This is a genomic window from Streptacidiphilus sp. PB12-B1b (assembly GCF_014084125.1).
Lineage (GTDB): Bacteria > Actinomycetota > Actinomycetes > Streptomycetales > Streptomycetaceae > Streptacidiphilus.
Genome location: NZ_CP048405.1, coordinates 3076875 through 3098881 on the forward strand (window position 1 = coordinate 3076875; position 22007 = coordinate 3098881).

20 protein-coding genes, 2 pseudogenes and 2 riboswitches are annotated in these 22007 nt (G+C 72.7%); of the genes and pseudogenes, 12 read left to right on the forward strand and 10 right to left on the reverse strand.

Annotated features, from left to right (window positions below; translation table 11 throughout):
• The first annotated feature begins 580 nt into the window (after positions 1-580).
• Both GXW83_RS13920 and GXW83_RS13925 read left to right on the forward strand, forming a co-directional pair.
• Positions 581-1507: an alpha/beta fold hydrolase gene (locus GXW83_RS13920; RefSeq protein WP_182443384.1), complete on the forward strand. Its 927-nt coding sequence runs from the start codon at positions 581-583 to the stop codon at positions 1505-1507.
• 130 nt (positions 1508-1637) lie between these two features.
• The gene (locus GXW83_RS13925) at positions 1638-3197 is read left to right on the forward strand and encodes a Na+/H+ antiporter (protein WP_182443385.1); all 1560 of its coding nucleotides are present in this window, start codon (positions 1638-1640) and stop codon (positions 3195-3197) included.
• A gap of 63 nt (positions 3198-3260) precedes the next feature.
• Here GXW83_RS13925 and GXW83_RS13930 read toward each other — a convergent pair whose 3' ends face one another.
• A complete protein-coding gene (locus GXW83_RS13930; RefSeq protein ID WP_182443386.1) occupies positions 3261-5183 on the reverse strand; it encodes a hypothetical protein in 1923 nt (640 codons plus the stop codon).
• 238 nt (positions 5184-5421) lie between these two features.
• Between GXW83_RS13930 and GXW83_RS13935 the strand changes: the two genes are divergently transcribed.
• Positions 5422-6441 (forward strand): polysaccharide deacetylase family protein, encoded by a 1020-nt coding sequence (locus tag GXW83_RS13935; RefSeq protein ID WP_182443387.1) that lies wholly within the window; start codon positions 5422-5424, stop codon positions 6439-6441.
• Between the two features lie 19 nt (positions 6442-6460).
• Here GXW83_RS13935 and GXW83_RS13940 read toward each other — a convergent pair whose 3' ends face one another.
• From GXW83_RS13940 to GXW83_RS34840, 3 genes and pseudogenes are all read right to left on the reverse strand, one after another.
• Positions 6461-7384, reverse strand: a complete 924-nt coding sequence (locus GXW83_RS13940) for a polysaccharide deacetylase family protein (RefSeq protein WP_182443388.1) — start codon at positions 7382-7384, stop codon at positions 6461-6463.
• Positions 7273-7779 carry a SpoIIE family protein phosphatase gene (locus GXW83_RS13945; protein ID WP_255431293.1) on the reverse strand — a complete coding sequence of 169 codons (507 nt, stop codon included), beginning with the start codon at positions 7777-7779 and terminating at the stop codon, positions 7273-7275. Before GXW83_RS13945 ends, GXW83_RS13940 begins: the two co-directional genes overlap by 112 nt.
• An 82-nt stretch (positions 7780-7861) precedes the next feature.
• Positions 7862-7981, reverse strand: a pseudogene (locus tag GXW83_RS34840) (SpoIIE family protein phosphatase); the annotation flags it as partial.
• 266 nt (positions 7982-8247) lie between these two features.
• On the opposite strand from GXW83_RS34840, the gene GXW83_RS13950 reads away from it, so the two are divergent.
• A complete protein-coding gene (locus tag GXW83_RS13950; protein ID WP_182443389.1) occupies positions 8248-9114 on the forward strand; it encodes a metallophosphoesterase in 867 nt (288 codons plus the stop codon).
• Between the two features lie 258 nt (positions 9115-9372).
• Here GXW83_RS13950 and GXW83_RS13955 read toward each other — a convergent pair whose 3' ends face one another.
• From GXW83_RS13955 to GXW83_RS35320, 6 genes are all read right to left on the reverse strand, one after another.
• Positions 9373-10746: a chloride channel protein gene (locus GXW83_RS13955; RefSeq protein ID WP_225446967.1), complete on the reverse strand. Its 1374-nt coding sequence runs from the start codon at positions 10744-10746 to the stop codon at positions 9373-9375.
• 137 nt (positions 10747-10883) lie between these two features.
• On the reverse strand, positions 10884-11570 hold the full coding sequence (locus GXW83_RS13960; RefSeq protein ID WP_182443390.1) for a M24 family metallopeptidase: 687 nt from the start codon (positions 11568-11570) through the stop codon (positions 10884-10886).
• Positions 11571-11645: 75 nt separating this feature from the next.
• Positions 11646-12134 (reverse strand): flavin reductase family protein, encoded by a 489-nt coding sequence (locus GXW83_RS13965; protein ID WP_182443391.1) that lies wholly within the window; start codon positions 12132-12134, stop codon positions 11646-11648.
• Positions 12131-12643: an NADPH-dependent FMN reductase gene (locus GXW83_RS13970; protein WP_182443392.1), complete on the reverse strand. Its 513-nt coding sequence runs from the start codon at positions 12641-12643 to the stop codon at positions 12131-12133. Before GXW83_RS13970 ends, GXW83_RS13965 begins: the two co-directional genes overlap by 4 nt.
• A 22-nt stretch (positions 12644-12665) precedes the next feature.
• Positions 12666-13871: an LLM class flavin-dependent oxidoreductase gene (locus tag GXW83_RS13975; protein WP_182443393.1), complete on the reverse strand. Its 1206-nt coding sequence runs from the start codon at positions 13869-13871 to the stop codon at positions 12666-12668.
• Between the two features lie 282 nt (positions 13872-14153).
• A complete protein-coding gene (locus GXW83_RS35320) occupies positions 14154-14297 on the reverse strand; it encodes a putative leader peptide (protein ID WP_370466668.1) in 144 nt (47 codons plus the stop codon).
• A riboswitch (SAM riboswitch) is annotated at positions 14254-14366 on the reverse strand. It overlaps the preceding gene by 44 nt.
• Before the next feature lie 121 nt (positions 14367-14487).
• Positions 14488-14598, forward strand: a riboswitch (SAM riboswitch).
• Positions 14599-14631: 33 nt separating this feature from the next.
• Between GXW83_RS35320 and GXW83_RS34845 the strand changes: the two genes are divergently transcribed.
• From GXW83_RS34845 to GXW83_RS14010, 8 genes and pseudogenes are all read left to right on the forward strand, one after another.
• On the forward strand, positions 14632-14766 hold the full coding sequence (locus tag GXW83_RS34845; protein ID WP_255431294.1) for a putative leader peptide: 135 nt from the start codon (positions 14632-14634) through the stop codon (positions 14764-14766).
• A gap of 133 nt (positions 14767-14899) precedes the next feature.
• Positions 14900-15889 (forward strand): amino acid ABC transporter permease, encoded by a 990-nt coding sequence (locus tag GXW83_RS13980; protein WP_182443394.1) that lies wholly within the window; start codon positions 14900-14902, stop codon positions 15887-15889.
• Positions 15886-16659, forward strand: coding sequence for an amino acid ABC transporter ATP-binding protein (locus GXW83_RS13985; protein WP_182443395.1), 774 nt, complete (start codon positions 15886-15888; stop codon positions 16657-16659). Before GXW83_RS13980 ends, GXW83_RS13985 begins: the two co-directional genes overlap by 4 nt.
• Positions 16660-16766: 107 nt before the next feature.
• The gene (locus GXW83_RS13990; protein ID WP_225446968.1) at positions 16767-17771 is read left to right on the forward strand and encodes a transporter substrate-binding domain-containing protein; all 1005 of its coding nucleotides are present in this window, start codon (positions 16767-16769) and stop codon (positions 17769-17771) included.
• A 15-nt stretch (positions 17772-17786) separates the two neighbouring features.
• Positions 17787-18782, forward strand: coding sequence for an amino acid ABC transporter permease (locus GXW83_RS13995; RefSeq protein WP_182443396.1), 996 nt, complete (start codon positions 17787-17789; stop codon positions 18780-18782).
• Positions 18779-19567 carry an amino acid ABC transporter ATP-binding protein gene (locus GXW83_RS14000; RefSeq protein WP_182443397.1) on the forward strand — a complete coding sequence of 263 codons (789 nt, stop codon included), beginning with the start codon at positions 18779-18781 and terminating at the stop codon, positions 19565-19567. The genes GXW83_RS13995 and GXW83_RS14000 overlap by 4 nt, the downstream gene beginning before the upstream one ends.
• An 81-nt stretch (positions 19568-19648) precedes the next feature.
• Positions 19649-20686: a transporter substrate-binding domain-containing protein gene (locus tag GXW83_RS14005; RefSeq protein ID WP_182443398.1), complete on the forward strand. Its 1038-nt coding sequence runs from the start codon at positions 19649-19651 to the stop codon at positions 20684-20686.
• A gap of 110 nt (positions 20687-20796) precedes the next feature.
• Positions 20797-21984: pseudogene (locus GXW83_RS14010) on the forward strand (LLM class flavin-dependent oxidoreductase).
• The last annotated feature ends 23 nt before the right edge of the window (positions 21985-22007 follow it).

Genomic DNA, 22007 nt, shown 5'->3' on the forward strand with positions numbered 1-22007 from the left:
CCGCCGCCGCACCCCCTGCCACCGCTACCCGCCGAACGGCCGCCACCCCGCACCGACAGCGGCCGTCGACGCGGTGCTGACGCTCCGACGCGCGGTGGCGGTGACCGTGGTATGCGCCGGTGCGGTGTGCGGTGTGCGGGGTCGGGAGCAACCGGTGACCGCGAGCGCGGTGCAGGCGCGTGAGATGCGCAGGTGAGGGGACGGAGGTGGTGGGGGTGCGAAGCGGGGGTGGTCGGTGGGGGTCACTCCATCGGGTGATGTCGGGGGTGGCGGGCCGTTGGCGGGGGTGTCGGGGACGAAGGCCATGGGAGGGTTTCCGTCGTCACGGCGCGGGGGCCGGTGTCGAGAGGCGGGAGCGACGATCATGGCCGAGGCGACGGCGGGGCCCGCGCTGCGGCGGCCCGGGGGCGGTGGCCGCTGAGCGGCTCGACCGCGTACCCCGGGGCCGGTTGCGTCCCCGACGGCCCGGGACGACGTCCCATCGGCGAGCTGGGCCCCCGCCGCACCCGTTACGCCCTGTGGCGCACGGCCGACACGTCCGCCGCGCCGCCGGGGGCGTCCGCCGAGCTGGAGACCTGCCGTGACCACAGTGAGCGCCCCCTACGAAGAAGCCCTGACCCGGACCTTCCACGGTCACACCTACCGGGCCCGGGTGATCCGCCGGCGGGACGCGCGGACCGCGCCCATCGTCCTGATCGGCGGCGCGTTCCAGAACCAGTACGCCTGGGGCCGGGTGGAACGCGGGCTGCTGGGCACGGCCGACCTGATCACCGTCGACCTCCCGGGTGCGGGCGACGCCGACCCGCTGCCGGCCGGCTACGGCCTGGACTTCCTGACGGCGGCCTTGGACGACCTGCTGACGTCCGTCCTCGGCGACGCCCCGGTGAACGTCGTCGGAGCCTCCTACGGCAGCGCCGTCGCGCACCGCTGGGTACGGGAGAACCAGGAGCGGACGGTGCGGCTGGTCCTGATCGGGACGATGTCCCGGCTGCCCGAGGAGGTCCGCGCCCGGATGCGGCACAGCCTGCACCAGCTGCGGTACGGCAGCCGCGGCGACTTCGTCGACAGCGTTCTGAACGCCATGATGTGCCTGGCGCCGGGGGTGGCCATCATGCGCCGGGCCGCGGTCGTCCGCTGCCTGACGGCCGCGCTGGACCAGCTCAGCGACGCCGGAGCGGCCCAGTACGTGCAGAACACCCGGAGGCTGCTCGACCACCGCGAGCAGGCCGCCGCTGCCGAGGTGCGCGTCCCGGTCCTGGTGGCCACCGGCGAGCACGACCCGCTGACCACGCCCGGCCTGAACCGCGAGGCCGCCGAGGGCTGCGCCGACGCGCACTTCACCACCATCCGGGACGCCGACCACCTGGTCCACCTCGAGCGGCCGGCGGAGGTCGTGGACCTGGTGGCGCGCTTCCTCACCGGCCAGTCCCTCGACGGCCTGGACTACTGCCACCCGGTCGAGCGCCTCGGCAGCCCGTCCGGGCTGCTGGACAGGCAGGGCCGCTGACGACCGCCTGGTCGGGATATTAAAGAGTTGATAAAGTACGGCCCAGGTGTGCCGGGAAGTCTGGTCGGCGCGGGGGACGGCCGGTCGCGGTGTGCGGCGGCGCCCCCGGGAGTGGATCAGAGGTGTGCCGATGCGCGCGGTCGGGACTGTTCTCGCCCTGGTGGTGCTGGCGACCGTCGTGGCCACCGGCGCCCGCCGCTGGCGGATCCCCGCGCCGTCCCTGCTGGTCATCGCCGGGCTCGCGGTGGCCCTGGTGCCGGGAACCCCGGCCCTGCACATCGCTCCGCAGACCATCGGCCTGGTGGTGCTGCCGCCGCTGCTGTACGCCTCCGCCGAGGAGCTGTCGCTGCGCGACCTGCGCACCGTGTGGCGGCCGGTGACGCTGCTGGCGTTCGGCCTGGTCCTGGCCTCCGCGGCGGCGGTGGCGGCGCTCGCGGGGGTGCTCACCCCGCTGGACGGCGCCATGGCCTTCGTCCTGGGCGCGGTCCTGGCCAGCACCGACCCGGTCGCGGTCACCGCGCTCGGGCGGCGGCTGTCGCTGCCGGGCCGGGTGCAGGTGCTGGTGCAGGCCGAGAGCCTGTTCAACGACGCCACCTCGCTGGTGCTGTTCAAGGTCGCGCTGAGCTTCGCGGTGGCGTCCGGCGCCGTCGGCTGGGGCACGGCGGGCGGCGAGTTCGTGCTGCTCGCCGGGGGCGGCAGCCTGATCGGCGCGGCCGTCGCCGGGCTGGTGGTGCTGATCCGGCGCCGGACCGCCGATCCGGTGCTGGAGACGGTGATCGCCCTGGCCACCCCGTACGGCGCGTACCTGCTGGCCGAGTCCGTCCACGCCTCGGGGGTCACCGCGGTGGTGGTGGCGGGCGTGCTGCTCGGCGGTTCGGGGCACCGGCTGTCGGACGCCCGGATCCGGCTCCAGGTGGGCGCGGTGTACGCGGTGGTGGTGTTCGGCTTGGAGAGCGTGGTGTTCAGCATCGTCGGCCTGGAACTGCCCACGCTGGTACGCGCCCTGCCCGGCGGCAGCGGCCTGTGGCCGTTGCAGGCCGCCGGTCTGGCCGCCGCGCTGATCGTGATGCGCAGCCTGTGGATGCTGCCCCTGTCCGCCGCCGTCGACCCCGGCCGCAGCAGGCCCTCGATCCCGGTGGCGGGGGTGCTGACCTGGGCCGGGACCAGGGGGGTGATGCCGCTGGCCGCCGCGCTGTCCATCCCGCTGGCCGCCGACGACGGCAGGACGCTGCCGGGGCGGGCACTGGTGCTGGTGCTGACCACGGCCGTGGTCGTGTTCACCCTGATCGTCCAGGGGCTGAGCCTGGCCGGGGTGGTCAACCGCTCCGGGCTGGCCGTGGAGCCCGAGCACACCCTCCGCGAGGAGGCGCAGGCCCGCCAGGCGTTGGCCCGCGCGGGCCTGGCCCACCTGGCCCAGGTCGAGGACCTGGAGAGCGTCCCCGAACCCGTCCTGGACCGGACCCGGCGCATCCTCAGGGCCCGGCTGGACCACGCTCAGGAACAGGCCGAGGAACCGAGCCCGGAGGGCACCCCGCTGCTGGCCGCCTACCGGGGCCTGCGCCGCGAGGTGATCGCCGTCCAGAGCGCCGAGTTGCGTCGGCTGTACGACCAGCACCGGGTCAGCGACGCCACCCGGCGGGCCCTGCAGCACGACCTGGATCTGGAGGAGGCGGGCATGGGTGCCGGCTGAGCGCGCGTCGCAGCGCTCAGCCGGCGGTTTCACGGGCGGGGCGGTGCCCCTACCAGGTCCGGGTCACGGGTAGGAGACCACGTCGCTGGGCCCGCCGAAGGCCGAACTCACCGGCGCGCCGGTACCGTTGACGACGGAGTCGATGCCGCCGGAGCCGGTGAGGAAGACCGACAGCAGGTCGTGGAACTGGACGCCGGGGGTGTCCGGTGCCTGGAACGCCATGGCGTTGTGGATGTCGACGCCCTGGTCGAAGTAGGAGTAGCTGCCCATCCCGTAGCCCTGGAACGAGGTGACGCTGTTCGGGATGTAGAACGCCGGGTAGCCGTCCTGGGTCGGTGTGGCCATCCACGCCGCCTGGTTGGGCACCTCGTACGGGTTCTCGTTCTGGTAGAAGACCACGGTGCCGTGCTGGCCGTTCCAGACGGTCTCGTCCCGCTGGTAGTGCTCGACCGCCAGGCCGTAGGCGGTCACGTGGTCGCCGTTGACGACGACGCCGGTGGCGCCCTGGTCGGAGGTCCAGGAGCCGGCGCCCGCGCCGTGGTCGGCCCGCCAGGCCCACACGTCGTCGATCAGCGAGTTGTTGATGTCGTCGACGAAGCTGGTCGCCGCCGTGCCCGCCTCGGCGCCGCCGACCCGGAAGTAGACGTCGTCCACGCTCACCGGATCGGCGATGTCCCGCGCCGAGGAGTTGCCGCTGCCGCTGTCCGCGCTGCCGAGTTGGAGCAGCGCCGGGGTGCTGACCGGGCCCGCGTCGAAGATGAGGCCGGAGACGTTGACGCCGCGCACGTCGGCCACGCGCATGGTGGTCCTGCGCGTGGTCGGGATGAGCGTGGGGAAGCCCAGGCCGATGACCTTGGTGTCGTGCGCGGTCACGTCGATGCTCTGCGGGACGTCGTAGACGCCCGGGGTGAACAGCAGGTTCTTCCCGTGGTCCAGTGCGGTGTTGATCTGGGCCACCGTGGTCCCGGGCCGGGCCACGAAGAAGGAGCTGAGCGGCAGCGAGGCCCCCGGGGTGCCGGCGGCGGTCCAGCCGGCTCCGCTGGAGTTGCTCTGCACCGAGGGGACGAACACGTTGTAGTGGCCGGATGAGTCCAGGTACAGGTACGGCTCCTCCTGCGTCCTCGGGCAGGTGGCCAGCGTGGTGTAGGAGCTGGGGCCGCCGCTGTCGCCGGAGTTGCCGGCGAAGCTCTGCGCGGGGGCGCCCTGGTCGCCGCAGAAGACCTGGTTCCACACGGCGTTGGACCAGCCGTCCAGGTCGCTGTCCCTGGTGATGTACTGCTGCTGCGAGCCGTTGACGACGGTGCCGCCGGTGAACTCCGAGTCGGCGATGAAACCGCCGCTGGCGTAGTCGGGCGAACCGTTGCAGTAGTCCATCAGGCTGACATTGCCGTTGATGTGCACCCGGCGCAGCGGCGACGCCTGCGAGCTGGCCCAGAACTCGGTGTCGGCGGAGCAGCCGGAGCCCCCGGCGACGTTCACCGTCAGATTGCTGACGGAGCGCCAGAAGTTGTCTGTGGCATTGCAGTTGGTGCTGCTGCCGTCGCACTGGTTGTAGGTGTCGACCGAGCCGTTGATCACCACGTCGCCCGGATCGCGGCCCAGACCGGCCACGCTGGTGTAGTAGCCGACCTGGAAGACCAGCGGGTCGGCGGCGGAGCCGTAGGTGCCCGGGGCGAACAGCAGCGCGTACCGCTGCGTGCCGAACTGGTTGCCCACCTGCTGGGCCGCGATGCTGTCCAGGGTGGCCTGGATGGAGCTCTGCGACATGCTCGGGGTGAACACATAGGTGTCGGGGCCGAGGACGCCGCCGTCCGTGGAGGGGGCGACCGCGGCGGCCGGCCGGGTGATCAGCGGCGCTGCTCCGGCGGTGCTCGCGGGGGCGACGGCGAGGGCCAGCAGCCCGGCCACCCCTGCCAGTGCGTATCCCAACCGCCGCGCCCCGCGCGGTCCGTAGCGTGCGGTGGCTTCTGCGGAGCGTGTGGACATGCCACGCCTTTCCTGCTGTCGGCGCCCTGGTGTCGTCGGTGCAGGGCGGTCAGATGGGGTGACGGTCCGTCGGAGGTGCACACGACCCCCTTAGTTCAGGCTGTGATTTAACCCTGGCGGGCCAGGGGCGTCAACCGTTCCCGCATGCGCGCCCGGACGCGGGCACGGAGAACTACCATGCCCCCGTACGCCACTTCCGCACATCCGGCATCGTTCTTCCGATCGGAGCAGGAAACCCATGTGGACAGCCGGAATAGCCTGGGACGGCGCCGGGTACCAGATCGCCTGCCTGCACGCCGACGGCCGGGCCGTCCCGGCGTCGCGCTTCCGGGCCAACGACATCACGGGCATGGTCGCCCACCTGCACGCCGTCTGCGGTACCGGGGTGACCTGCGTGGTCGACAGCACCAACGGGCTGCTCGACGGCCCGCTGCGCGACGCCGGCCTGCGGGTGCTGCGCGCGGACCCGTGGGAGCTGCCCGCGCGTCCGGCCGGCGGCTCGGTGCCCGCGCACCTGCTGGCCCGACGCGGAGCCGCCGCCGAGGGGCGGCTGGCCGAGACGGACACCCGGTCCGGCTCGCTCAAGGGCCGTGACCTGGACGACATGTACCGCACCAGCGCGACGATCGCCGAGGCCCTGGCCCGTGAGGGACGCTGCCTGAAGCGCGGCCCGGCCCACCTGCGCCAGGTCGCGCTCACCTTCGACGACGGACCCGGCGGGGCCGACACCGGGCGCATCCTCGACGTACTGCGCGACTACGGCGTTCCGGCGACCTTCTTCTGCGTCGGTCTGCACGCCCAGGCCGAGCCCGCCACCGTGGCCCGCATCGCCGACGAGGGCCACGCCATCGGCAACCACACCTGGTCGCACCCCTTCCTGCCGGACCTGACGCGGGACGAGGTGCTGTTCCAACTCGACGCCACCGCACGGGCGATCGCCGACGTCACCGGGCAACAGCCCACCCTGGTACGGCCGCCCTACGGCGCGCAGACCCCGGACTCCATGGCATGGGTGGCGGACCACGGGCTGACCACCGTCCTGTGGGGCCAGGACACCAACGACTGGTCGCAGCCGGGTGCCGAGGCGATCCGGGCCAATGCGCTGACCGGGATCGGCAACGGCTCGGTGGTGCTGATGCACGACGCCGGTGGCGACCGATCGCAGACCGTCGCCGCCCTGCCCGGCGTCATCGAAGCCCTCCTGGCTGATGGCTACAGCCTGGTGACGGTTGATCAGATGCTGACGGGCGGGGCCTGAGAATCAGGGAGTGGTGAATTCAGGGAGTGGTGAAGGTGTAGCCGGCGGCGAGCAGCCGGGGGAGCCAGATCCTCATCGCGGCGACCGTCTGCGAGCGGTCGCCGCCGCCGTCGTGGTCCAGGATGATCGAACCGGTGTGGGTGTGACTCATGACGCTGCGCACGATGCTCGACACGCCGGGCCGGGCCCAGTCGCGCGGATCGACGGACCAGTCCAGCGGACGCAGACCGGCACTGGCCGCGGCCTCGAAGACGGTGTGGTTCCACGCGCCGTAGGGCGCACGGTACATGGTCGCGGTGATGCCGACGTCCGCCATGGCCTGGTTGGTGCGGTCGATCTCGTCGGTGACCGCCTTCAGGCTCAACTTGGTCTGGTCCGCGTGGTCCCAGGTGTGGTTGGTGATGCGGTGCCCGGCCGCGGCCACCTCCTTGACGATACCGGCGTACTGGGCTATCTGCTGGCCCAGCATGCAGAAGGTCGCGGTTATCCGGTGCTCGCGGAGAATCTCCAGGATCTGCGCGGTGTACTGGCTCGGTCCGTCGTCCAAGGTGAGGGCGATGACTTTCGGTCCGGCGTCCACGTAGTACTGCGGTTTGCTCTGCACCGGGATCGGAGCGCGGTGCGGCACCGGCTTCGACGGGCGCGGGGTGGGCACCTTCGCACCGGCCGACGGCGCAGGGGGCGCCGAAGGAGACGAGGGGGAGGAGCGGACGACGGCGATCGGGGCGGTGGAGGCACCCGCCTTCACCGCCGTGCCGCCGCCTCCACACCCGCTGAGCAGGGTCACTCCGGCAACGGACAGCATGACCCGCCGGGACACCTGCCCCCCGGTCAGCCCCGCGCCGCCGCCCGGGTCGGCCAGCACGTCCGCGTACGCGCGGTCCGCCTCGGCGAGTTCGGCGCTGCGTCGGGTCCGTCCGCCGCCCATCCTGATTTCTGCCATGTCGCTGTACCAGTATCCGTCTCACCGCCCGAGGCCCGGGGCGTGTGCCGATATCGCTCAGATGTGCCAGTCATCTGATCGGTAGGACGTTGCCGCGGGTGGGTTGGTTGGCGGACGTACAGGAAACTTTGAGAAAGCAGCCGAACGGCGGGGGTGGGCCGTTCAGTACGGCTGCCGGGGTGCGTCCGGGCGGCGAGAACGGCGATGTCGTCCTCCGGTTCCTCGGTGACCAGCTGGGACACGAGCGCGTCCAGCAGCGTCTCCAGGTCCTCGGTGACGGACAGCTGCGTGCGCGCCAGACGGGCCAGGGAGGCGTCGATGTCCTCGCCGCGCCGCTCCACCAGGCCGTCGGTGTACATCAGCAGCACCTCGCCCGGGTTGAAGGAGCGGGTCACCGACTCGTACCCCACCGAACCCGGTGCCCAGCGGCGGCCCGACCGGGAACTCCAGGAGCTCGCCGACGCCGTCGGCGGTGAAGACGGCGGGCGGCAGGTGCCCGGCGGCGGCGAAGGTGCAGCGGCCGCGTGCCGGATCCAGCAGCGCCAGCAGGCATGTGGCCGGGCGTCCGGTGTCGGCCTGCGTGATCAGCCTGTCCACCTGGCGCAGGATGCGGTGCGGGGGCAGGTCGGTGCCGGCCGGTGGAACAGCGTGGTGGCCGACGCGGCTTCACCCGCCCCATGCGCTGGCCCGCAGTGGTGGAGACATTGGCCGGACAGGGCGTGCGGAGGATCAGTATCGTCGGTCGGGACCGACTGCTGCGCCGACCCAAGTGCACAGTCGAGAACCTCGCCGCGACCACGATCGAACCGGAGTCGGCTCTGAAGCCCAGAAGCTGACGCACCGGTACCGGAAGGCCAGACCACGTGACGAACAGCAGCACCAGCGGACCTTGCGGCGCCCTCCTCGCCACCAGCGACCTGCACATCAGCTACCCGGAGAACCGCGACATCGTCCGGGAGCTGCGGCCCCGGACCCCGCAGGACTGGCTGATCGTCGCCGGCGACATCGGCGAGGTCGTCGAGGAGATCGAGTGGACGCTCGGCCTGCTCAGCGAGCGCTTCGCCGCCGTCGTCTGGGCGCCGGGCAACCACGAGCTGTGGACCCACCCCTCGGACCGGGTGACGCTGCGCGGCGTCGAGCGCTACCAGCACCTGGTGCAGATATGCCGCCGGCTCGGCGTGCACACCCCCGAGGACCCGTACCCGCTCTGGCCCGGCCCCGACGGCCCGGTGCGGATCGCCCCGCTGTTCATCGGCTACGACTACACCTTCCGACCGGCCGGCACCGCCACCAAGGAGGAGGCCCTGGCCCGCGCCCACGAGACCGGCGTGGTCTGCTCCGACGAGTACCTGCTGCACCCCGACCCCTACCCGAGCCGCGAGGCGTGGTGCGCCGCCCGGGTGGCCGCGACCGAACAGCGCCTCGCCGCCTGCGATCCGGCCGTGCCGACCGTGCTGGCCAACCACTACCCGCTGGTGCGCCAGCCCACCGACGTCCTGTACTACCCCGAGTTCGCGCAGTGGTGCGGCACCACGGCCACCGCCGACTGGCACACCCGGTTCAACGTGGCCGCCGTCGTCTACGGCCACCTGCACATCCCCCGGGTCACCCACTACGACGGCGTCCGCTTCGAGGAGGTCTCGGTGGGCTACCCGCGCGAGTGGCGCCGCCGGGGCGACCGGGCGCCGTCCGGACTGCGCCAGATCCTGCCCGAGGCGACCACCCGTTGATCGAAGACATCCTTCCCGACGCGGTCGTGTCGGCCGAGAGCCGCGCGCAGCACGAACCGCCCGCACCGCCGACCAGGGCGCCCCGGACGCCGCAACGGACGCCGCAACGGACGCCGCCACCGAAACCGACGCCGCCACCAAGACCGCTCGCGCGCCCGGTCAGCGCCGCGCGGAGCCGGCCCGGCGCTCCTGATCGGCCGCGCCCGGAGCCCCGGAGCCCCGGAGCTCCGGAGCCCCCGGCGCGGCGCCCCGCTCCGCTCAGGCCGCTGCCGCCGCCGGTGCTGCCGAGGCCGCCCGGGTCGGCGGCGGGGTGAGCCTGGACGCGGTCACCTGGCAGACCACGACCGCCACGATCACCAGCGGCATCACCGTCACCCCGTCCGATCCCAGCAGCAGCGTGGCCAGCAGCACGGCCGTCATCGGCAGCCGCAGCAGGGCGACCGACAGCGCTCCCATGCCCATGGCCGCCCCGGCGATGACCGGCAGCCCGGGCAGGTGGGCGAGCAGGATGCCGCCGGTCGCGCCCAGGAACAGCGCCGGGAAGATGGGGCCGCCCCGGAAGGCCGCCAGCGAGGCCGCGTAGCCGAGCCACTTGCAGGCGAGCAGCAGCGCCAGCGCCCCGACCGTGTAGTCCGCCTGGTGCAGCAGCAGGTGCGGCAGGGCGCTCTGGCCGGAGAACAGCACCTCGGACGAAGACATCCCGCTGCCCTCGGCGTACGCGATGGCGAGCCCGGCCACGGCCAGCCCCGCGAGCGGCGTCAGCAGCAGCCGTCGGCGGTTCACCCGGGGCTGGACGAGCAGCGCCAGCCGCCGTACGCCGGTGCCGACGAACGCCGCGGCCACCCCGATGACCAGCGCCCAGCCGAACTGCGCCACATTGGGGTGGCCGATCTCGGGCAGCTTCGGGATGGACAGGGTGCCCGCCCCGAGCCCGGTCCAGGAGCCGAGGCCGATGAAGACCAGGTCGCCGAGCCCGGCCGCCAGCAGCCCCGGCAGCAGCACGATCCCGAGCGTCGCGCCGCCCAGTCCGGACGCCTCCATCAGCAGGAAGGCGCCGATCAGCGGCGAGCCGAGCAGGGCGCTGACGGCGGCGAAGCTGCCTGCCGCCCCGACCACCGCCTGCACCTTGGCGTCGGTGCCCGGCCGGATCAGGCGTACGGCGTACACGGCCAGACCGCCGCCCAGCGCGATCAGCGGGGCCTCGGGCCCGATCACCGCGCCGAGGCAGAGCGAGGCCAGGGCCGCCAGCAGAATGCCGGGCAGTTCCTCGGCGGGCGCGACGCCGCCCGTGGACAGCCCCTCGGCCGGCTGGTGGCCGCCGTTGCCGGGCAGGTACTGGACGGAGCAGCCGACCAGCAGCCCGGCTGCTCCCAGCAGCGGCAGCGGCCACCACACCGGCGCCCCGTGGAAGCCGAGATCCCGGGGCAGATCCGTGTACAGCAGCTTCTGGAGCTGGTCGACCGCCTGGAGGAAGCCGTACGCGCCCGCCGACAGCAGGACGCCGAGCACCCCCGCGAGCACCAGCAGCACCGGATACCCCTTGGCCCGCAGGGGCGCGAAGGGGTCGGCCGGCCGCGCCGCGGAGGCGCCGCCTGGGGGTACGTCCGATGACACCACGTCGCCTGACACCACGTCGCCTCCACCGCGCTGTGCTCCTGCCGACTCTCGGTCGATGGTGACAGCCTGATGCCGAGATACCCGGCATTTCGCATGTCCGCGCAGGTCAGCGTGGTAGGTGTGGGCCCGTCGGGGCGCCGTGGCCGGGCGCCCTAGAGGTCGAGCAGCTCCTCGTGGAAGCCGCCGAAGCCGCCCTCGCGGTCGATCAGGTGGACCTCCAGGATCCAGTGGGCCCGGTGCCCGGCGCGGTCGGTGCGGCGCATGGGCCCGTCGCTGCCGGGGGCGATGTACGACTGGATCCGGTCCCCGTCGATCAGCTCGTGCGGGAACTCGCCCACCAGGTGCCCGGAGTGGGTGTGGCCGAAGGTCCAGCCCGCCGCCTCGGACAGCCGCACCACCTCGGCGTACAGCTCCTCGCCGGTGATGTCCGGCCGGGCCTCGAAGTAGCGCCGCCCGGCCGCGAAGACCTCGGGCAGGTCATCGCGCAGTCGGTGCTTGACCGGGTCGTCGCCGAGGACGAAGGTGCGCCCGAAGTCGGCCTCCCACTCCTCGAAGAGCGGGCCGAAGTCGGCGAAGACGATGTCGTCCTCCGCGAGGACGCGGTCCGGCGGGTTCTCCCGGTAGGGGAGCAGGGTGTTCGGGCCGGAGCGGATGATCCGCTTGTGCCAGTAGCGCTTCACGTCGAACATCTCGTTGGCCAGGTCGCGGACGCGGTCGCTCACCGCCCGCTCGCTCTGCCCGGGGGTGATCAGCTCGCGGCGCTCCAGCTCGGCGAACAGCTCAACGGCCTTGGCCTGCGCGTCCAGCAGCTTCTCGGCACGCGTCGTCTCCTCATGCATGGGCCCGACCCTAGGGCCGGGCCCATGCACCGGCAAACACATTTCCCGGGGCGCCCCCGGAGGCCCCGGACGCCCTCAGGCGGAGAGCCGGCGGAAGCCGCTGGCGTGGAAGACCAGCGGCGGGACGGCCGGATCGGCGTCCAGCTCGTGCACCCGCAGCAGCACGATGTCGTGGTCGCCCGCCCGGATCACCTGCTCGACGCTGCAGTCCAGCCACGCGCCGGCGTCCTCCAGCAGGACCGCGCCGTCGGCGGTGGCGCGCCAGTCCAGCGACGCGAACCGGTCCGGGCCGCGCCCGGCCAGCTGTCGGCAGGCCCGCTCCTGGTGCGCGCCGAGGACGCTGACGCCCAGCCGTCCGCGGCCGCGCAGCACCGGCCAGGTGGACGAGGTGTGCGCGACGCAGACCGAGACCAGCGGCGGATCGAGCGACACCGAGGTGAAGGAGCTGGCGGCGATGCCGACCGGTCTGCCGTCGACCAGCGCGGCGACCGCGGTCACCCCGGTCGGGAAGGCGCCGAAGACGCGCCGCAGCTGCTCCGGGTGCAGGGCCTGGTCGACGCTCATGAGACCACCCGGACCGGTTCGGCGCCCAGGCTCGCCGCCACCTGCGGCCGTGCCGCTGTCAGCCACTTCTCCAGCTCCTCGGAGGCGGTGTAGTCCGCGTCCAGCAGGAACAGGCCCCGGGTCGGAACGGTGGCGCCCAGCTCCACCAGCACGGGCTTGAGCTGCAGCTCGGCCGCCAGCGAGTGCCGCCAGTGCGCGCCCAGCAGCAGCGGCACGGCGGTCACCCCGGCCAGCGAGCCGGAGCCGAGGCCGTCCAGGAACAGCTTCAGCAGCCCGGTGTAGGACGCCTTGTAGGTGGGGCTGGCGACCACCAGCAGGCTCGCGCCCTGGACCTCGGCGGCGGCCTCGGCCACCCGCGGGTCCTGCGGGTCGAACAGGGCCGGCCCGAGGTCGGCCAGCTCCACGGTGCGGTCGGGTTGACGGTCCGTCAGTCTCCCGGCGACCAGCTCGGCCGCCTCCCGGGTGCGGGACTGCGGCCTGGGGTTGCCGACGAGGACGACGACGCTCACGGGGTGCTCCTTCGGTGCGGTTTCACGGCGTGCGGACGGCGGTGGTGCGGGCGGACGCCGGTCGGGGTCCGGCCTCCTGCGGGGCCTCCGGATGGGCGGAGGCGGAGGCGGCGTCGGTGTCGGTGTCGGAGCGGGCGGTGTCGGTGTCGGAGCGGGCGGTGTCGGTGTCGGCGGGGTCGACCGGGGCCCAGGGCCACGGCGGGTCGGGGATGTCGCGGCGCAGCACCGGGGCGACGGCGGACTGGAACAGCTCCAGCGAGTCGCGGTGCTGCGCGGTGGTCAGCCCGCCCGGCTCGGCGTGCAGGTGCAGCACGCTGTGGCCGAACTGCTCGTGGTAGCGGTGCACCTTGTCGATGATCTGCTCCGGGCTGCCGATCAGGGCGGAGCTGCGTTCGACGAAGTCCTCCAGGGTGGCGAACACCGGCTCCAGGCCCTGCCGCCGGTGGAAGCCCAGGTAGCCCTCGAAGACCGGCCGGTAGTCGGCGAGGGCCTGCTGCGAGGTCGGCGCGGCGTAGAAGCCGGCCGTGCCCGCGCCCACCGCGGCCTGCGCCGGGTCGTGCCCGTAGTGCTCCCAGCGCTCGCGGTAGTAGCGGACGAGGGCGGCGTAGGGCTCGATCGTGTTGGTCACGTTGGCGGAGAACAGCGGATCGCCGTAGCGGGCGGCCAGGTCCACCGACTCGCGACTGGTGGCGCTGCCGTGCCAGACCCGGACCGGCCGCTGGTACGGCCGGGGCCAGACCTCCGCGTCCAGCAGCGCCGGACGGAACTTCGGCGAGGCGGTGACCTTGTCGTTGCGCCAGATCTCCCGGAACAGCTGGTACGACTCGGCGTTGCGGTCCCACTGGTCCTCGGGGGTGACCTGGAACAGTTCGCGCTGGGCGGTGCCGTTGCCCTTGCCGATGATCAGCTCCAGCCGGCCGCCGGAGAGGTGGTCCAGGGTGGCGTAGTCCTCGTAGGCGCGGACCGGGTCCAGCAGGCTCAGCGTGGTGACCGCGGTGAACAGCCTGATCCGCCGGGTGAGCGCGGCGACATGGCTGAGGACGACGGTGGGGGAGGAGGAGATGAACGGGCGCTCGTGCCGCTCGCCGACGCCGAACCCGTCGAAGCCCAGCTGCTCGGCGAGCAGCGCGCTGTCGACCACCTGCCGGAAGCGCTCCTGGGTGGACGGCTGGACGCCGGTGACCGGGTCGGGCGCGTGCACGATCAGGGTGATGGCGATGAACTTCATGCCGCTGCCCCCGGTATCCCGTGGATGCCGGTCACGGCGGCTGCGCCCGGCGGCGGCAACGGTGGTGCGGTGCGGTGCGGTTGGGGCATGGGAGGTCGCTTCCTGCTCGGGCGGAGGGGGGTGCCACCGGGGCTGCGGGCATGCCGGACGGAACCTGCGCCGGGCGGTGGCCCGGGGCAGCGTCGGCGGGGGAGGGTTCGGCGAGGGGGAGGGGGCCGGCGGGGGCGGCACGCGGCGCAGCGGTGTGCGGCGGCTGCCGGGTGAGCCGGACGGAGCCGGGGCTCAGGCCGCCGTACAGAGGGCGCTGGAGATGCGCTGCAGATCGATGTGACGACGCGAGTAGGTACCGATGGCTCGACGCACGGCGGTCCCCTCCTGCTCGATCTCGCGCTTGCGGACACCGGTTCGGCTCCGCCGGGTCGTCACCTGGAGCACCCCGCCGCGCAGGAGGGTTGCTGGTCAGCCAGCCAGGGCTTGCCGCTGACGCTCGTTACCTCTCCCCAACGTAACTCCGCAGGCGCCCCGAACACAATCCCCCCAGGTGGGCCGTGGGCGGCGGGGTCCGAACCGTGGACGGGCATTGCCGAAAGCCGGTGGAGCGGATAACTTGTGCCCTGGTTATGAGCATCAGTGTCAAGCCCTGGCTTGCTGATCGGCAACCCTCCCACGCGGCGGGGTGCTCCAGGTGACGACCCGACAGGACGCAGCCGTCCTGTAAGCGCGAGCCCCACGGGGGCCTGAGGAGGGCGAGGTGATCCGCATGCAGGTACGCACCACCGGCGACGGCGGCACGCCGCGCCCGTACGGCTTCGGCCGGCTCAGGGTCGCCCGGCGCCATGTCGACCTGCTGCGGGTGAGCAGCGCGCTGTGTCCGGGGACGTCCGCGGTCTGTTGACCGCCCGCGCCGTACGGCGTTGCACGCCGTCGGCCCTGCCCGGACCCGCCCGCTCACCCCCGCACGCCGCCACGCCGCCATGTCCCCACCATGGCGTGGTGCTGCACTTCCCTGGGACGGAAAGCACACCCTCATGAGCAGTTCTGAAACCTCCGCGCGGCCGTCCGCCGTGCCCGAACCACCGCCGCCGGCGGCCCCGCAGGCCGGGACCGGCGGCCGTCCCGACCTCGATCAGCTGCTCGACGCGAAGCCGGTACCGCTGCGCCGCCCCGGCCAGTGGGCCTCCGCCCTGGTCCTGCTGGTCCTGTTCGCCATGTTCGTGCACACGGTGCTGACCAACAGCCGGTTCCAGTGGGGCACCGTGGGGGACTACTTCCTCAACGCCTCGATCCTGCACGGGCTGGAGCTGACGCTCTGGCTCACCGCGGCGGTGATGGCCACCGGCTACCTGCTCGGGGTGGGCGTCGCCGCCATGCGGCTCTCCCGGAACCCGGTCCTGCGCTCGCTCAGCTTCGGCTTCGTCTGGCTGGTACGCTCCGTCCCGCTGCTGGTCCAGCTGCTCTTCTGGTACGAACTGGCCTCGCTGTACCCGCAGTTGTCGCTGGGCATCCCCTTCGGCCCGGAGTTCGCCACGGCCCGGACGGCGCACCTGTTCAGCGGGATCCTGGCCGCCTTCGTCGGGCTCAGCCTGGACGTCGCGGCCTTCTCCTCGGAGATCATCCGGGGCGGCATCCTGTCGGTGGAGCACGGCCAGACCGAGGCGGCCCAGGCACTGGGCCTCGGCAACGCCCGGATCTTCCGCCGGATCGTGCTCCCGCAGGCGATGCCGGCCATCGTCCCGGCCACCGGCAACCTGCTGATCGGAATGCTCAAGGCCACCTCCATCGTCAGCGTCATCGCGGTCCAGGACCTGCTCTACTCAGCGCAGTTGATCTACAATCAGAACTTTTTGATCGTCCCGCTGCTGCTGGTGGCGACGCTCTGGTACATCATCCTCACCACGCTGCTGTCGATCGGGCAGTTCTTCGTCGAGCGGTACTACGCCCGGGGCAGCAACCGCACCGCGCGCAAGGGGTTCTGGGCGGTCGTCCGGGCCAATGTGCCGCTGGTGGGCCTCTCATGAGCGCCACCGCCGAACCGCTGGTGCGGATCAGGGGCCTGCGCAAGAGCTTCGGCGCCACCGCGGTGCTGGACGGGGTGGACCTGGACGTACGCCGGGGCGAGGTCGCCGTCCTGCTCGGGCCCTCCGGCTCCGGCAAGTCCACCCTGCTGCGCAGCGTCAACCACCTGGAGAGGCCCGACGCGGGCTTCGTCGAGGTCGGCGGCGAGATCATCGGCTACCGCTACCAGGGCGGCAGGCTGCACGAGTTGGGCCACCGGGCGATCACCCGGCAGCGGGCCCGGGTGGGCATGGTGTTCCAGCAGTTCCACCTCTTCCCGCACCTGACCGTGCTGGACAACCTCGTCGAGGCCCCGGTCGCCGTGCACGGCGTGCCGCGGAAGCAGGCGGCGGCCCGGGCCCGCGAGCTGTTGGACCGGGTCGGCCTGGCCGGGCGCGAAGGCGCTTACCCCCGACAGCTGTCCGGCGGCCAGCAGCAGCGGGTGGCCATCGCCCGGGCCCTGGCGATGGAGCCGGAGCTGCTGCTGTTCGACGAGCCCACCAGCGCCCTCGACCCCGAACTGGTCGGGGAGGTCCTCGCAGTGATCAAGGACCTCGCCGACAGCGGGATGACCATGATCGTGGTCACCCATGAGATCGGCTTCGCCCGCGAGGTCGCCGACACCGTGGTCTTCCTGGACGGCGGCCGGATCATCGAATCCGGCGCCCCCGGGGAGGTCCTGACCGAGCCGCGCCACGAGCGGGCCCGCGCCTTCCTGTCCGCGGTCCTCTGACCCCCCTCCCTTCACCGGCGGCAGCGCCCTTCCGGGCCACCCGCTTGCCCTGTGACGAACCGTCACCTACCTGCCACGCACCCTCGAAAGCCCCGAAAGGAACTCCCGTGACGACCGACGGACGCCCTGCCCGCCACGTCTCGCGTACGGCTCTGACCGCGACCGCCGCCGCTGCCGTCCTCGCCCTGCTCGCCGCCTGCGGTTCCGGCTCCGGCAGCGCCACCACGGCCGCGGCAGCCCCGGCGGTGTCCGGCCCGGCCTCCGCCGCGCCCGCGGCGGCGTCCACGGCGATCCCCGCCGAGGACGTGGTCTCCGGCATCCAGGCCGACCCCGCCCTGCGGGCCGAGCTGCCCGCGGCGGTGCGCAGCCGAGGCACCCTCATCCTGGGCACCACCCAGGCCGTGGGCACCTCCAATCTGCCGCACGCGGGCCAGGACGCCACCGGGAAGACCGTCGGCCTGGACGTCGACCTGAGGGACGCGGTCGCCAAGGTGCTCGGCATCGGCTGGGACGTGCAGTACGGCACCTTTCCCACCGTCATCCCCGGTGTGCAGAACGGGAAGTACGACGTCGGTCAGGACAACTTCGGTGCCACCAAGGCCCGGGAGAAGATCGTCGACTTCGCCACCTACCTGGACGACGGCCAGTCCTTCCTGGGCGCCAAGAGCATTCCGACCGACTCGGTGACCGGCCTCACCGACCTCTGCGGCTACAACGTGGCCACCAGCCCCGGCTCCACCTTCCAGCAGATCCTCACCGACGGCGCCGCCAAGTGCGCCGCCGCCGGCAAGAGCCCCTACAAGGTGCAGTACTTCTCCGACACCGCGCCGATCTTCCTCGGGCTGGCCAACGGCAAGGAGGACATCTACTTCGGCCCGACGCTGAGCCTCAAGTACGAGGCGCTGCACCTGGCGGGGCCCAAGTACCTCGGCCAGATCAGCACCACGCCGGTCGGCTTCGTCACCGCCAAGGGGTCACCGGTCGCCAAGGCGCTGAGCGACGCCGTCAACAAGCTGATCGCAAGCGGCGACTACGCCCGGATCCTGGCCAAGTGGGGCGTCACCGGCAGCGGGGTCACCACGTCCGTCGTCAACCCGCCCACCACCTTCTGACCGGGGGAGCCCGACATGTCCGACCCCGTACCCGCGGTCTCGACCGCGCAGAGACCGGCCGCCGCCGCGCCCCGCCCGGCGCCGGTGCAGCAACCGGCGACCGCGCAACGGGTCGTGCCGCTGCGCCACCCGGGGCGCTGGATCGCCTCGCTGGTGGTGCTGGTGCTCGCCGCCCAGTTCGCGCACGGGCTGGTGAGCAACCCCTTCTACCAGTGGGGCCGGTTCGACTACTGGTTCCTGCGCCCGGTGATCCTGCGCGGCCTGGGCGTGACGCTTCAAGTCACCGCACTGAGCGCGGTGTTCGGCCTGGCCGGCGGCGTCCTGCTGGCGCTGGCCCGGCAGTCCCGCAGCCCGGTGCTGCGGGCGGTCAGCTGGGTGTACATCTGGCTGTTCCGCTCGGTGCCGCTGATCGTGGTGCTGCTGATCCTGTACAACTTCAGCGCGCTGTACAAGACGCTCAGCCTCGGCGTGCCGTTCGGCCCCGGCTTCGTGCACTTCGGCGAGTCCTCGCTGGCGACCGAGCTGGTCATCGCCACGCTGGGGTTGAGCCTCAGCGAGGCGGCCTACGCGGCCGAGGTGGTGCGCTCCGGCATCCTCTCGGTCGACCAGGGCCAGCACGAGGCCGCCGCCGCGCTCGGGCTGCCCAAGGGCTACCAGTTCCGCCGGATCGTGCTGCCGCAGGCCCTGCGAGCCATCGTCCCGGCCTATGTGAACCAGCTGATCGGGCTGGTCAAGGGCACCTCGCTGGTCTTCTACGTCTCACTGCTGGACCTCTTCGGCGAGGTGCAGAACATGGGCAGCACCTATCCGGGCGACGTGGTGCCGCTGCTGATGGTGGCCACCGTCTGGTACGTGATCCTGACCAGCGTGGTGTCGGTGGTGCAGTTCTACGTGGAGCGCTACTACTCCCGTGGCGCGCTGCGGACGATCCCGCCGACCCCCCTGCAGAAGCTGCGCGCCGGCGTCCGCCGACTGCGCGAGCGCGCCGAACTCGGAACGGTGAACGGATGAGCACTCCCACTCTCGCCCCGGCCGAGGCCGCCGCCGTGGAGGTCCGCGGCGCGCACAAGTGGTACGGGGCGCACCGCGTGCTGGACGGGGTCGACCTCACCGTCCAGCCGGGCCAGGTCGCGGTGATTCTCGGGCCGTCCGGCTCGGGCAAGTCCACGCTGCTGCGCGCGGTCAACCACCTGGAGAAGCTCGACGTCGGCCATGTCAGCGTCAACGGCGAACTGATCGGGGTGCGCCGGCACGGGGAGCGGCTCAAGGAGCTGAGCGAGCGGGCCATCCTGGCGCAGCGGCGTGGGATCGGCTTCGTCTTCCAGGGCTTCAACCTCTTCCCGCACCTGACCGCGCTGGAGAACGTCACCGCCGCGCCGGTGGCGACCGGCCGCGCCACCAGGGAGGAGGCCCGCGCCTTCGCGCTGGAGCTGCTCGACCGGGTCGGGCTCGCCGACAAGGCCGACGCCTATCCGCGCCAGCTCTCCGGCGGCCAGCAGCAGCGGGTGGCCATCGCCCGGGCGCTGGCCCAGCGGCCGGGCGTGATCCTCTTCGACGAGCCGACCTCCGCGCTCGACCCGGAACTGGTCGGCGAGGTGCTGTCCGCCATCAAGGACCTGGCGCGCGGCGGAACCACGCTGATCGTGGTCACCCATGAGATCGGCTTCGCCCGCGAGGTCGCCGACCTGGTCGTCTTCCTCGACGGCGGCCGGATCGTCGAGCAGGGAGCCCCGGCCGAGGTGCTGGACAACCCGCAGCACCCGCGCACCCGGGAGTTCCTGAGCAAGGTGCTCTGAACCCTCTTCCCCCGAACCCGCTTTCCTGCCCGCCATACCCGACCTGTCCGCCACACCCGAACCAGCAACCCCAGGAGAACCATGTCCCGCGCCGCCTTCAGACGCGTCCGTATCCTCCCCGCCGGATTGGCTCTGCTCACCCTCGCCGGGGGCCTGACCGGCTGCGCGAGCAGCTCCACCGCCAGCACCGCCGCCGCCGGCAAGGGTGCCGCCGCGCCCGCCGGCAGCACCACCGTCGACGTCGGCGCCCTGTCCAACGGTGCGGCGACGCCGGTGGCGCTCACCGTCCCCGAGGTGGCCTCGATCCGAGCCGAGCTGCCCGCCTCCGTGGTCAGCGGCGGAACGCTGGCCATCGGCGTCGGCATGCTGCCCGCCGGCTCGCCGCCGCTGGGCTTCGTCGGCTCCGACCAGTCGACCCTCACCGGCTCCGAGCCCGACCTCGGCCGCCTGGTCGCGGCGGTGTTCGGGCTCAAGCCGGTGTTGAACAATTCGACCTGGGACAACCTGTTCGTCGGCATCGACAGCGGGAAGAACCAGCTGGGCTTCTCCAACATCACCGACACCGAGCAGCGCAAGACCAAGTACGACTTCGCCTGCTACCGGCAGGACAACGTCGGCTTCGAGGTCCTCAAGAGCAGCAGCTGGCAGTTCGACGGCACCGCCGAAAGCCTCGCCGGGAAGACCGTGGCCGTGTCTGCGGGCACCAACCAGGAGAAGATCCTGGAAGCCTGGCAGGCCACGCTCAAGAGCCAGGGCAAGACGCTGACCATCAAGTACTACCCCGACGCCAACTCCACCTATCTGGCCCTGGATTCGGGCAAGATCGACGCCTACTTCGCCCCCAACCCCAGCGTCGCCTACCACGTCAGGCTCACCGCGAGCACGCCGAACCCGACCCGCAGCGCGGGCAAGTACTCCGGGGCCGGGGCCACCCTGCAGGGGCTGATCTGCGCCACCACCAAGAAGGGCGACGGGCTGGCGCAGCCGGCCGCCGACGCCATCAACTACCTGATCAAGAACGGCGACTACGCCAAGTGGCTGGCCGCCTGGAACCTCAGCAACGAGGCCGTCGCCAGCTCGCTGGTCAACCCGCCCGGCCTGCCGCTGAGCAACACCTGACACCCGGCCGCGACGCCGCCCCGGCCTTGACCGCCGTCTCCGTTCCCGCCGATCCCCGACCACCGATCCCGACCCGAGAGGACGACAGCACCGTGGCAGACGCCGGAGCAGTGGCCGGAGACGAGCACCCCCGCAGCGGCGCCCGCCCGCCGACGGCCTTCCACTGGTTCCTGCCGACCGGTGGGGACGGCCGACGGCTGGGCGGTTCCGTGCACGGCCTGGGCATCGGCGCGGCCGGAACCGGCGCGGACGGCAGCGGGGACGGCAGCGGGGACGGAACCGTCGGCGGCGCGGGCGGCGCGGCCGCACGGCGGGGCACGGGGGAGCGCCCCGCCGATCTGGGCTACCTCACGCAGCTGGCCGAGGCCGCCGACCAGCTCGGCTACGAGGGCGTGCTGACGCCCACCGGGGCGCACTGCGAGGACGCCTGGATCGTCACCGCCGCGCTGATCGCCCGGACCAGGCGGCTGAAGTTCCTGGTCGCCTTCCGGCCCGGCCTGGTCGAGCCCGCCCTCGCCGTCCAGACCGCGGCCACCTTCCAGCGCCTCTCGCAGGGGCGGCTGCTGCTCAATGTGGTGGTGGGCGGCAGCGACGCCGAGCAGCGCGGCTACGGCGACCGGCTCGGCCACGACGAGCGCTACGCCAGGGCCGGGGAGTTCCTGGACGTGGTCCGGGCCTCCTGGAGCGGCGCGCCCTTCGACCACGAGGGCGCGTACTACCGGCTGCAGGGCGCGTAGCTGCGCCGCCCGCCGGAGCCCGCCCCGGCGGTGTACGTCGGCGGCTCCTCCGAACCGGCCCTGGCCGTGGCCGCCCGGCACGCCGACACCTACCTGACCTGGGGCGAGCCGGTGCCGCTGGTCGCCGAGAAGATCGCCCGGGTGCGCGAGCGGGCCGAGGCCGCCGGCCGGACGCCGCGGTTCGGGCTGCGCATCCACGTGCTCAGCCGTGACACCGCGGCCCGGGCCTGGGCGGACGCCGACGCGCTGATCACCGGACTGGACGACCGGGCGATCGCGGACGGCCAGCGGCGGCTGCGGGCGCTGGACTCCGAGGGCCAGCGCCGGATGCTGGCGCTGCACGGAGGCTCCCGCGACCGGCTGCTGGTCGCGCCCAACCTCTGGGCCGGGATCGGCCTGGTCCGCGGCGGTGCGGGGACGGCGCTGGTGGGCAGCCACGACGAGGTCGCCGAGCGGATCGCCGAGTATCGTGCCGCTGGCGTCGACGAGTTCGTCCTCTCCGGCTACCCGCACCTGGAGGAGGCGTACACCTTCGCCGAATGCGTCCGCCCGCTGCTCTGACGATCCATCACTTCTCGCTGCCT